We start from the raw sequence: 12213 nt of genomic DNA on the forward strand, positions 1-12213 counted from the left end.
AATAAGGAGCATCCTGGCACACAAAGATCGCCTGAACCGGACCTGATGGCCGGCAGGCGATCTTTATGCATTTTACCTATACAATTGGCGTTTGGCTGGTGTAGCGTTGGCGGTCGAATTCTTCCAAGGCATCGGAGGCTTTGCGGATATCGTCCTGATGTACTTGAAGCCTCAAGCTAGCGCTGCTCCTGGAGCCTGTTGCTCCATAACTGGCGCCTCCGGCTATACCGGATGCAGGCTGGTTTTCCTCGGCGCGGACCCGGCAGCGAACGCCTTTATTATGCAAATAAGCATGCTTATCCTGCAGTTCATCCGACTTTTCTCCTGGCGGCGCAGACAGAATCGTTTTCCACCGGCTCGTTCGGAATAACATGGCAACAAGGAACAAGAGCACCGCGATACCAACGACAATAAGCACAATCTTCATTGTCTGTTCACCTCTTCGTTCCGGGAGAAGCCTCCCTGTTTACATTTACATAACCTCCCTGCCGGAAACTGAAACAGCGGAAGGTTCGCCGCTTGTAAACGGGATTGAAGATGGCCATGTTCTGCATGTTGGTCCGAGACGGTTCAAATAAACTTGCGGCTTGTTTTCTTCCCGTCGCAGCTGAAGACGATCCGCTTATCCTCGACGAAGGTTTCCAGATGCACGGACTTGCCCCAGAGCTGCACGACATAGGGCAGCGTGCGTTCCACGTATTTCAAATCCAGCTCCACGCCCTCGTACTGATGAACCAAATAAAGCTCGCCGACCCGGTTGTGATCGCCGTCCGTTACGACAATGCTGGGGAATCCGCCATTAACCCGGGAATAGACGAGCTGCTCGCGAATGTTTTCCCAGCCCTTATCGGTAATTTTCCATTCGGCCCCCTTCTTCTCGAAGATGTACAGGTCCAAATCCCTGACCAGATCCTTGGTCAAGTAATTGCGCAGGAAGGAGATATCGGAATCCAATTCGCGCACCTCGAAGATTTTATCCCGCCCCATTCCCGGCTTGCGGCCGAGCCGTTCCTGCTCTTCCTTCGTCGGCTTATCCCAGCGCTGCTCGATGTCCTCGAATATTTTGAGACCGAGATAGTAAGGGTTCAAGCTGTGGCGCGACGGCTGCACGACAGCCGAGTTCAGCTTGGCGAATTCGATCGTTTCCTCGCTCGTCAGGTCGAGCTCGCGGATGATGCGCTGATGCCAGTAGGAGGCCCAGCCTTCGTTCATGATTTTCGTCTCGATTTGCGGCCAGAAATAAAGCATCTCGTCGCGCAGCATAGACAGAATATCCCGCTGCCAGTCGGTTAAATTGGGCGAATACTCCTCGATAAACCAGATGAGATCCTTCTCCGGCTTCGGCGGAAACCGTTTGGGTTCGTTCGCCTTCATGCGCGCAGCCTCTTCGGCCTCGGGATCGGATTCCAGCTCCCATACATCCTCATAGCCGGTTTTGAAAGGGTCCTGCGACGAGCGGCTCTGCTCCTTGGTCAGCAGCTCGATATAGCGAGATTTGTCCAGCTGGTACGGCTTGATGATCGTCGGATCGACATGCTCTTGAATGGCGAGAATGGCATCGATGAATTTCTCGACTTCCTTATTCCCGTGATCCATCTCGTATTGGCTGATCCGCTCCGCCGTGGCGGCCATGCTCTCGACCATATTGCGGTTCGATCCGCCGAACCGGGCATTGTTCTTGAAGAAATCGCAATGCGCAAGCACGTGGGCGACGATCAGCTTATTCTGAATGAGCGAGTTGCCGTCGAGCAGGAACGCGTAGCACGGATTGGAGTTGATGACGAGCTCATAAATTTTGCTAAGGCCAAAATCATATTGCATCTTCATCCGATTGAACGTCTTACCGAAGCTCCAATGACTAAAGCGGGTCGGCATGCCATAAGCGCCGAAGGTGTAGATAATGTCCGCCGGACAGATTTCATAACGCATCGGGTAGAAATCGAGACCGAATCCTACCGCAACCTCGGTAATCTCATCGATGGCCCTCTCCAGCGCCTTGATTTCATCTTGGTGCACGCTTTGTTTCCCCCTTGCTATATAGATTGAACGAATGATTGGAACACAAGCCGCCGCGCAGGCAGAACGCAATTTCGTTCATTCAATATAGGTCGATTTCGTCGTTCATATCTATACGTATGGGAAAAGGTAGGCCAATATACGCGGGAGCGGGATGCGGGTTAGTGATGGATTTTCCATATTGAAGGTAATTGATATTCGTTACCTATTACTTAGCTTTAGTTAAGGTCTCCAACATGTTACAATTAGAAGAAACAATTGACGCAGTACGCGAAGGAGGTCGAACATCATGTCTAATCCGGATGAGAAGAAAATCCACACCTATCAAGATATGTCGCCAGCTCCGAACCCGCTGCATCAATTTATTGTAGGCGAGCTTCATTTTTCCTTAAGGACTTTCTTTCAAAATCGCAGCTGCTATGTGTTCGTGGCCCCATTCGATGTATTGTTCAGCGAAAATGATGATTATGACTCCCCCGAACATGTGACGCAGCCTGACCTCTCGGTCGTTTGTTCCAAAGAACAAATATCCAAGAAGGGATGTCATGGCGCCCCATCATTGATCATTGAGGTGCTGTCGCCAGCTACCGCACTCAAGGATTTCAATGAGAAGTTCAACCTGTATCAGAAATATGGGGTGAAGGAATATTGGATTGTGGACCCCGGCAACCGAACGATTCATCTGTTTGCGCTGCAGGATGGAAGCTACTCCGTCAGGGAATTATATGCGGAACAAGATGCGATTCAATCCGCTATATTTGCTGATCTAACCATTCCCCTGGATAAACTATTCAACATGTAACCTTACCTTCATAAAATAGAGCCGAAACCGATTCCTAGTGGAGTCGGTTTTTCCATTCTCTGCGATCTGACCGCAAAGTGAGAATTCTCGTCTTTGCAGCCTATTTATACATCAAGAAATTTTCCTTCTTTTCCCCCGAACAAAACAAAAACATTTTCCGAAAATCTATTGACTGCCAGATTCCCCCATCTTACGATGTAGTCAGGCACTACTAATCATCATAAGTGAGGTGGAATGAAGATTGAGCGCAAGGATCGAGAAGGGTTCTAATGTGTTATGGGTCGATTTTCTGGCAAACGGAAATCGGCTGGCGGATCCGCAAGAGCAGCTAAAGCTGGTCAATCAGGCGAAGGCGGCGCATATTACGCATCTGATTGTCGATGCGAAGATTCCGTACGGGCACGTCACGTTCGCCAGCTCGACGGCTGCGCCGCATGTGAGCGAGTGGTCGGGAGGGCGATTCAGCGCCTGGGCCGGGCGCGATTTTCTAAGGGAGCTGACCGGCAAGGCCCATGAGGCGGGGCTCACGGTCGTCGCCAATATCGACGTATTCGCGGAAGGGACGATCCGCAGCCGGGACGGACTGGCATACGACCGCAAGGATTGGCAGGTGACTTACTATCAGCCCGCAGCCGAAGGAGAAGCTCAGGCATTCATCAAAGCCGAAGACGGACACGAGGACAGCATCTTCGTCAATCCGCTTCATCCGGAGGTACGCGCCCATCAACTTGCCATCATTCATGAAATCGCCGGCAACTATCCGGTCGACGGCATCGTGCTGGACCGCTGCAGATATCCGAATGTGTACGGAGATTTCGGCGACTTGAGCCGGGAACGGTTCGAAGCTCACATCGGCGCCGAGGTGGAGCGATGGCCGGAGGATATCTTTACGAGAGGCAGCGGGGAGGGCAAGGAACGCATTCACCATGGCGCTCTGTTTCCGGAATGGACCAAATGGCGGGCCATGAATATCAAGCAATTCGTCCAGGAAGCCAAGGCGGCGTTCAAAACGCTGCGCCCTGACGCGCTGTTCTGCATCTATGTCGGCTCCTGGTACCCGCTGTATTACGAAGAAGGGGTCAACTGGGCCAGTGCAACGTATGAAGCCGGCTTGGACTGGGCGTCGCCTACATATCATGAATCGGGTTATGCGGATGAACTGGATTTCCTGATGACCGGCTGTTATTATCCGGAGGTTTATAAGGAAGAAGCGGCGAATAACGGCCGGCCTGCGTTCTGGTACAGCGTAGAGGGCGGGATCGAAATGAGCGCCGCCGCGGTGAACGGTCAAATTCCTTTTATCGCGAGCCTGTATTTGCAAGATTACGAGAACAATCCCGACCAGTTTGCGAAAGCGGTTGCAATGTGCCGCGAGCGGTCGCATGGCGTCATGCTGTTCGATGTATGCTACCTGGAATATTATCAGTGGTGGGGGCTGCTGCCTGCTTTGCTGAAGTGATGCAATCAAGTCGAAGCACCTGAATATTTGAGATGGAGGTCAATATTATGAAGAGATCATTTTCTTTCATTATGTGCTTCATGCTCTTACTCTCAGGAACGATTACCTATGTATACGGAGAGCAGACCGATCCGCCGCCGGATGCGGCTTCCTCGAATCTCATCACAGCAACAGCGCCGGGCGGAAGCACGCTAACCATAACGGCCGTCAACCGGCCGATCCAAGCGGTCAACGAAGTGATCTTGTACACGCGGGATAACAGCAGTCCGATAACCGATTCGAATGAATGGTCCACGGCGGCAGTCGCCGATTACGTCGACGGCAGCTATGTCGTGACGGCCATTAAAGACAAGGAAGGCGCCGTCAACATTCCGCGCAACGGATTTGTCCTCTTTGCCAATAACGACAGCGGCCAATGGGTGCTGAGCAACCTGCAGGCCGGCGATACGGTAACCATCAGCGGTTACGAGCTGCCGATGCCGGTTACGGGTCAATTGCTCCGATTGGAGGACGGCACCGAGGTTGCCGTCGATGCGATGGATGCGGAACGCCAAACGAATCAAACCGCGGTCTATACGACCCGCTATGGCAGCTTTACGAAGCCATTCGGAGCCGATACGGTGGAATTCATCATCTCCGGGGGCGTCGTCGTAGTCGTCAATACGAACGGTCAGGCAGGAACGTACATTCCAACAACGGGTTACGTCGTTTCTGCGAGCGGTACGGCTGTGGAAGCCTTGGCCGGCCTGAATGTCGGGCAATCGGTGCAGTCGTTTAATCTCGATATTCCGATTCTGCCGGCTTCCTATGCCAAGGTCAAGGGCACTGCCGTCGGCATCGACAAAATCAACGGAGGACGCGGATTGGCCGAGGTGGTCCTGTATCAGCCATCCTACGGCTCCTCGACCCGGGCGAATGCTTGGGGAATGGAGATTACCGTCGCGGATAACGTCGTGACGAGGGTGGTTGCGATTGCAGCCGACGCTTCGGGCAACTTTATCGACAACAACTCGCCGATTCCCGCGAACGGGTACGTATTGTCCATCCAGTCGGCCAGTCCATACTATAACGAGCTGAACGGAAAAGTAGCGGTGGGCGACAGCGTGGAGCTCGTGCTCGACACCTTGGCGTACCGGGCGGGGAAAATCGGCTACGATGCGCTCAATCCGCGTACGCGGGAGGATAATCCCGGCGGCTGGCACGATCCGACCAATACGCCATACCCGGGCCTGCGCGGACCCGATCAGCTGATCATCTATGACGGCAGCTATGGCGAGCGGACAGGTACAAACCCGTGGGGCAATGAAGTCGTCGTCAATGCCAACGGCAAGGTCATCAGCAACGGCGGCAATGACAATGTTATTCCGGAGGGCGGTTTCGTCGTATCAGGCGTCGGGACGACGGCTGCTTGGCTGTCGAATAACGTCTGGATCGGATCCACCGTGACGCTTAATCAGGCGAGCAAGCAGGTCGTGTTTATTTATACGCCGGAATCGTACGCCGACAAAGCCGAAATCGCGATTGCTCAGGCGGAGCAAGGGCTGTCGGATTCCCGCAGCCGCTTCCTTGACGTGCCGTACGCGCAAATCGAGCAGAAGCTGGCCAATGTCAGGGAAGCGCTCGTTCAAGTAAGGAGCAAGCTGGCATCCGGTTCCTACGACGGCTTGATCGAGCTGCTGAATACGCTGGACCGCGACGTGACCGACGCCAATTTCATGAATTTCGAATCGCGCAAGGTCGAAACGCGGGGGCTGTGGCTCCGTCCGAAAGAAACGAATATCGAACAGGTGCGCGAGCATATGCAGAAAATCAAAGCCGCCAACATCAATTCGATTTATTTGGAAACGTGGTGGGACGGACATACGGCGTTCCCGATCGCCAGTCCCGATACGGCCTTAAACCCGATTCATCAAGGCTTTGATGTCCTTCAAGCTTACGTCGCGGAAGGAAAGAAGCTCGGGATCGAGATCCATGCCTGGGTGGAAAATTTCTATGTCGGTCAAAATCATGTCAGCCCGGTATACGTCAATCATCCCGATTGGACGATGGTCAGCAAGCAGGGCGACCTCTATGACGATATCAATGGCGAAAAATTTTATTTCATCAACCCGGCGCTGCCGGAAGCGCAGGAATTCGTCCTCAACATCTACAAGGAACTGGTGCGTAAATACGATGTGGACGGCATCCACCTCGACTTTGCCCGTTATCCCGATTCCGGCGACTATACGAACGACTTCTCGTATGACACCTATACGCGGAGCCTGTTCCAAAATCAATACGGCGTCGATCCGATCGGTATTAATCCGGGCGATCCGTTGTGGGAAACCTGGACCAAATTCCGCAGCGGCATAATCGATTCCTTTGTCGGCCGCATCGTGGAGGAAGTGATGCCGATCCGCCCGGGCATGAAGCTGACGGCCGCGGTATGGCCGAATTATGAGGAGGCGCCGCAGAAGGTGCTGCAGGATACGAAGGCATGGCTGGACAAAGGCTACATCGACCACTTGTTCCACATGTCTTATGTGCCGGACCCGTCGCTGATCGTCATCGATGCGCAACATTCACTGCAGCTGGCTGACGGAAGGGCGTTCGTCAGCTCCGGCGTCGGCACCTTCATTAATCTGACCAAATCGGTGCTCGCCGAGCAAATCGACAAAGTGAATGAGACCGGCGTATCGGGCACCGCGCTGTTCGAGTTCGAGTCGCTGTTCAATAACGGCTATGACCGCGAGCTGAAGCTGGGCTTGTATCGTACGGAGGCGATCATGCCCGATTACGTGACATCGAAGCCGTTCGTCACCATCCTGAAGGAAATGAAACGGAAGATCGACGATGTATATTTGCCTCTGGGGGGCATGGACCGGAACACGGCGAAGAAGCTGAAGGAAGAAATCGAAGATGCCGCCGACAAGACGAAGGATGACCGCAAATTTAGCCGGGGCTCGGCGAAGCAGGCCGGCAAACGGCTGGATAAGCTGGAGAACAGCATTCAGCAGTCAATCGAGGTCCAGCCGGAGGTGAAGCGGCGGATGTATGCCGATATCGCATACGCCCGGAACATACTCGACATTTTCAATTCGAAATTAAAGTAATAGCCAGGTTCTGCATAAGTCAAACCAATTCAAACCAATGCTTCGAACATAGCCCGCCGCAGGCAGAATGTTCTTCGGATCACTTTTGTTCCCGGTTTCTTAGAATCATAGGTATAGGAGGCAAAACTGGCATCCGTGGGAGCAAAGGCTACCTTCCTGATGCCGGTTTTTTCTTTTTGTATGATTGTTCAACTTTTATGCTCAATCGTTATAACAACATCGCGTCGTATGTTCGTATAATGGTGGGGAATTGAATCCATAGGAGTGATTGAACGTTATGAGGGTATGGAAAAGTGCGGGTTTTCTATTGGCCGTCATGCTCGTCCTGTCATTATGGCCTTCTGCTGCGTCTGCAGCTTATTTTCCCAAGCAGCATGAGAGGTCGAACTATGCCTCGAACATCGCCTTGATTTATACCGGCTACTACAACCCGGCCAATTACGACGGCGTTCGGATTGGAGATTTCGATAAGGATCAATTTCTGCCATATGTCGGCTACTTGAATGCCGAAGGAAAATCGGAGGATTATTTCTTCGATACGTTCTTAATGCTGACGACAGGCTCGCCTCATAAGGGCAGCTTGGCGCGTTATTACGATTGGGTGGCGGGCAGCAAGCCGGGGACGCTTGCGGACTGGCAGTGGGCGATGGACCGCGTATTCGAGGAGGATCTGCAGCTGGACGGCCTGGAGCAGGCGGTGGAGCAGGTCAGCGCCGATCTTAACGATTCCGGCAAGAAAGTAAATGTCTATCTGACGCTGCCGTTCCCCGATCCGCAGAGCCGCGATTTCGGCGATTTCAACGGCGACGGCACGGTGAAGGATTTGCAAAGCCTGGATACGCGCAAAGAGCTGATCAAGTGGTATATCGATGCGATGTCGGCAAGATTTGAGCAGAAGCAGTACAAGCATCTGTCATTAAGCGGTTTTTATTGGCTTCAAGAGGATCTGGACACTACCGTGCCGGGCGAGCAGGAGAGCGTTCAGTACGCATCCGCCTACTTGAACGGAATGAATATGCGGCTGGGATGGATTCCGTGGTCGGGCGCAGGGGAGAAGGCGAACGGCAGCCGCCTGGGGTTTGATTTCTCGCTCATTCAACCGAATCATTACTTCGACCGGAACTCGACCGTTAAGCGGGTGGAGGAGACGGCGGAGCTTGCGGAGGTGAGCGGGGCCGGCGTCGAAATCGAATTCGACCAGACCGTGCTCGTCAACCCGTGGTACCGTCAAGCGCTGTACAATTACCTTATTGCAGGCGTCAAGAAGGGTTACATGAACAATTCCATCCTGGCTTATTATCAGGACGTGTATGCGATTCATGATTTTTACCATCATAAGAGTTCATTCGGAAGACAGCTGTACGAAGATATTTATAAATTTGCAAAAGGAACGTTCCAAGCTCCCAAGGGAAGCTTCGAAGGCCGGGTCCTCGACGGTCAAGGAGCTCCGATCGCGGGCGCCGCGCTGAAGGACGATAACGGCGCAATCGCGGTAACGGATGTGAACGGGCGGTTTGTCATTCCGGATCTGTTCGCCGTACAGCATACATACACGGTGGGCAAAAGCGGCTACAGCACCCGGCAGATTGCAGTGGATATTCCCCAGGGATATCCGGTCTATCGCGATATTGTGCTGCAGAATCCGGATGAAGGAACGCTGAAGGAGTCATTCCAATTGGCGGATTTCGAAGGCGGCATGATCTATGGCACAAATAACGGCTATTATGTGCAGCGTTCCATGACGAAAGATCCTATTGTTGTGACCGAAGGCAGCCAATCGTTGAAGGTCGATTTTAAAGCGTATCCGGACAGCTGGGTAGGGCTCTATATCGATTCCGACTATACGGGCTTTGCGGACGTGGAGCATTACCCGGCATACGCGCTTAAAGACTGGAGTTCGTACGATTTCGTATCGACGGCCGTCTACAATCCTTCCGACCAGCCGCAGGAGCTGCGGTTCGTATATATGTACGAATACAGCTGGGCGAAGACGGTCGTGAAGGATATCGAGCTGGCGCCTCATCAATGGACCGTCGTCAAGCAGCCGATTGATGAGCTGAAACAGAGCGGGGCGAACACCGGGAATATGATTCGCGTTGCGCTGATGCGAAACAAGCAAACGGAGGACGCCACATTCTATGTCGACGATATGAAATTGTTAAAATATGAGGGGCTGGAGCCGGTACCGGATTACACGATTCAATGGCCGAATGGAATCCCTTCGCTGGATCCCGGCAAGGTATGGAGCCCGGTCATCGTCAACAATAGCACAGGCAGCCCGGTAGAAGCGGCGGACGTTCGATTTACGAGCTCGGACCCTCATGTAATGGAGCTGTTGGATGACGGTGCGTTCAAGGCCGGTGAGCCGGGCAAAGCGGTCATTCGCGCTTTCGTCGGGAATGTGGAAGCGTCGTCCACCGTGATGGAAGTATCGCCATGGACCGTGAATGAACTTAACGGGGGAAATTTCAAAGTCGATCTGTCCGCGGAAAAGACCGTCCGACTGGCGAGCTCCTTCGATAACGGATACATGGTTCAGGCGCAAGAAGCCTCCTACGTATGGGAAATAACCGGGGATGCGGCGCAGCGGGTACGCGCAGAGGGAAACAGCCTCACAATTAAAGGGGTCAAAGAGGGCAGAGCGGTCATTAAGGTGACGATGACATACAACGGCAAATCCCGGTCGCTGGAGAAAATCATACAGGTCGGAAACCCTGCACCGCGGATCGCAGACCTCATGCAGAATGTGGATCGTTATTTCGCATCCGGCGATATGAACGCATCGTTCAAGGAGAAGCTCCAGCGGGATCTGAAGAGAGCCGGGAAGCATTGGGCGAAGGGGAAGACCAAACAAACGGTCAAAGCGGTCTTGGACTTTATCAAGACGGTTAACAACCCGTCCAAGAAGGACGAGATGACCGGCCGTGCGAAAGCGGCATTAATTGCCGATGCGAATGCCTTTATTCAATATTGGTCCGAACAGGTGGAGTGAAGAAAGCGGCAGATCCAGAAGTGAGCGGGACACGAGGTTTTCAAAAGAATGGAATTAATGGTGTGAATGAATGCGAATCAAGATAAATGAAACCAAAGTGAAACTCAGGCTGCATGTATGGCTTGAGTTTCTTTGTTGTTCCATATGGGAAACAATGGATGATAGTGCAACTTTTTTGAACAATAGTTCCATCATCCCGGAAGAACACTCTTTATAATAGATAAAGCAAGCGATTATCTTGTTCATGCATCTGTGCGGCTTTATAAAAAGGAGATTTTCTTTATTTATTAACGCGATAAAGAAAAAAACCAATCAAACTAAGCTGATAAGGAGGTGATGCACCCTTCGCGTGATGTAAACGGTACGGTTTATGCTTTTATGTCGGTCTTCCACATACGACAACAAACTAGGGAGGTTATTTTTAATGCGCAAATTGAAAACGTTTGCATCTGTAATGCTCGTATTTGCGTTCATTTTTGTTACGGCATGCTCGGGGTCTGATAAACCTAATAATGATCCAGGGGCGGAGAAGAATGCAGAAACGCCTAAGAACGATGCAGCTGCTCCTGAGGACACGCCCGAACCGAAAGAACCGGAGGAGCCGAAGATCGATCTGGGCGGACGTGAAATTCGCATTCTGCTCGACGACGCCGAGCAGCGCGGTCTGGGCGGTCCGGTCGAAGGCACGAAGTTCGGGGATATGCGGATGGAGAGACAGAAGGAAGTCGAGAAGAAGTATAACGTGAAAATCGTGTACGAACCGCTCGCTTACGGGCAAGTCAACGAGAAATTGATCGCGTCGGGGCTGGCCGGCGAGCCGGTCGCCGACATCGTTGCCATCGACAAGTATTTCGCGATTCCATTGATCAACCAAGGCTTGCTGCGCGAGGTCGACGATCTATTCGATTTCAACGATCCGAAATGGCCGAAAGGGATTCAGAACTTCGGCGCATGGAACGGCAAAATGTACGGATTCACCGATTCGGTCAATGCCGGCTCGGGCATTTATTACAACAAAACGTTGTTCAAACGCGAAGGCTTGCCTGATCCGCATCAGCTGGTCAAAGAGGACAAATGGAACTGGGATACCTTCCTGGAAATCTTAAAGAAAGCGACCAAGGATACCGATGGCGACGGCAATATCGATCAGTGGGGCATCGCGAACCATGCTCCGATCATCGCCCGCATCATTATGTACGCCAACAATGGAGCGCTGGTTGAAAACCGCGACGGCAAATGGGTATTCACCGGCGACGAGCCGAATGCCGTTGAAGCGATGCGCTTCCTGTACGACCTGGTTAATACGCACAAAGTCATGATGCCGAACAAAAACGGCAATTTCGAAGATTGGGTCGATTCGCAAACCGCGTTCCATACGGGAAAAGCGGCGATGGTCACCGGCGAGCTGTGGGAAGCCGGCGGACGCAAGGAAATGACGGACGAATTCGGATTCGTGTACTTCCCGAAAGGGCCGAAGGCGACCGAATACGCCAATTCTCTTGAGAATTTCTCGTTATACTTCATGCCTGCCAATGTGAAGCAGCCCGAAGTCGTCGCCCAAATCTGGAATGATCTCATTCTGTGGGATGAAACCCGCAACATCCGCAAGGAATTCAACGAGCGCAATCTGCAGGGCGCTGAAGACGTTGAAGCTGCACTGACGATTTCCGATTGGGTCAATCCCGTGCCTTGGGCCGGTGTAGGCGATATCGGAGGGAATTTGTCTCCTGCGATATGGAACTTTGTTCGTAACGGCAGTACGCCGGAATCCGAAATGGAAAAAATCAAGCAGCCGGTCCAAAAATCATTGGACGATATCTTGAACAAAGCAAAAAAATAATCGATAGCTGGG

7 protein-coding genes are annotated in these 12213 nt (G+C 52.5%); 5 read left to right on the plus strand and 2 right to left on the minus strand.

What is annotated here, in order from left to right; genetic code table 11:
* Positions 1 to 76: 76 nt before the first annotated feature.
* Entirely contained in the window at positions 77 to 427 is a 351-nt protein-coding gene (locus L1F29_RS08410; protein ID WP_258387879.1) for a hypothetical protein, read from the minus strand.
* A 143-nt stretch (positions 428 to 570) separates the two neighbouring features.
* Positions 571 to 2016, minus strand: coding sequence for a SpoVR family protein (locus tag L1F29_RS08415; RefSeq protein WP_258387880.1), 1446 nt, complete (start codon positions 2014 to 2016; stop codon positions 571 to 573).
* Between the two features lie 289 nt (positions 2017 to 2305).
* On the opposite strand from L1F29_RS08415, the gene L1F29_RS08420 reads away from it, so the two are divergent.
* The 5 genes from L1F29_RS08420 to L1F29_RS08440 all read left to right on the plus strand — a co-directional run bounded on the left by L1F29_RS08420 (position 2306) and on the right by L1F29_RS08440 (position 12201).
* Positions 2306 to 2818: a Uma2 family endonuclease gene (locus L1F29_RS08420; RefSeq protein WP_258387881.1), complete on the plus strand. Its 513-nt coding sequence runs from the start codon at positions 2306 to 2308 to the stop codon at positions 2816 to 2818.
* Between the two features lie 241 nt (positions 2819 to 3059).
* Positions 3060 to 4277 (plus strand): alpha amylase family protein, encoded by a 1218-nt coding sequence (locus L1F29_RS08425; RefSeq protein ID WP_258387882.1) that lies wholly within the window; start codon positions 3060 to 3062, stop codon positions 4275 to 4277.
* A gap of 47 nt (positions 4278 to 4324) precedes the next feature.
* Positions 4325 to 7369, plus strand: a complete 3045-nt coding sequence (locus L1F29_RS08430) for a glycoside hydrolase family 10-like protein (RefSeq protein WP_258387883.1) — start codon at positions 4325 to 4327, stop codon at positions 7367 to 7369.
* 277 nt (positions 7370 to 7646) lie between these two features.
* Positions 7647 to 10361, plus strand: coding sequence for a DUF4855 domain-containing protein (locus tag L1F29_RS08435; protein ID WP_258387884.1), 2715 nt, complete (start codon positions 7647 to 7649; stop codon positions 10359 to 10361).
* Between the two features lie 424 nt (positions 10362 to 10785).
* On the plus strand, positions 10786 to 12201 hold the full coding sequence (locus L1F29_RS08440; RefSeq protein ID WP_258387885.1) for an ABC transporter substrate-binding protein: 1416 nt from the start codon (positions 10786 to 10788) through the stop codon (positions 12199 to 12201).
* Positions 12202 to 12213 lie beyond the last annotated feature (12 nt).

The organism is Paenibacillus spongiae (assembly GCF_024734895.1).
Lineage (GTDB): Bacteria > Bacillota > Bacilli > Paenibacillales > Paenibacillaceae > Paenibacillus_Z > Paenibacillus_Z spongiae.

What these genes read in the sequence shown, in the direction of transcription:
- L1F29_RS08435 (WP_258387884.1), top strand. Translation starts at nt 7,647, where the DNA reads ATGAGGGTATGGAAAAGTGCGGGTTTTCTATTGGCCGTCATGCTCGTC.
- L1F29_RS08420 (WP_258387881.1), top strand. Translation starts at nt 2,306, where the DNA reads ATGTCTAATCCGGATGAGAAGAAAATCCACACCTATCAAGATATGTCG.
- L1F29_RS08430 (WP_258387883.1), top strand. Translation starts at nt 4,325, where the DNA reads ATGAAGAGATCATTTTCTTTCATTATGTGCTTCATGCTCTTACTCTCA.
- L1F29_RS08410 (WP_258387879.1), bottom strand. Translation starts at nt 427, where the DNA reads ATGAAGATTGTGCTTATTGTCGTTGGTATCGCGGTGCTCTTGTTCCTT.
- L1F29_RS08440 (WP_258387885.1), top strand. Translation starts at nt 10,786, where the DNA reads ATGCGCAAATTGAAAACGTTTGCATCTGTAATGCTCGTATTTGCGTTC.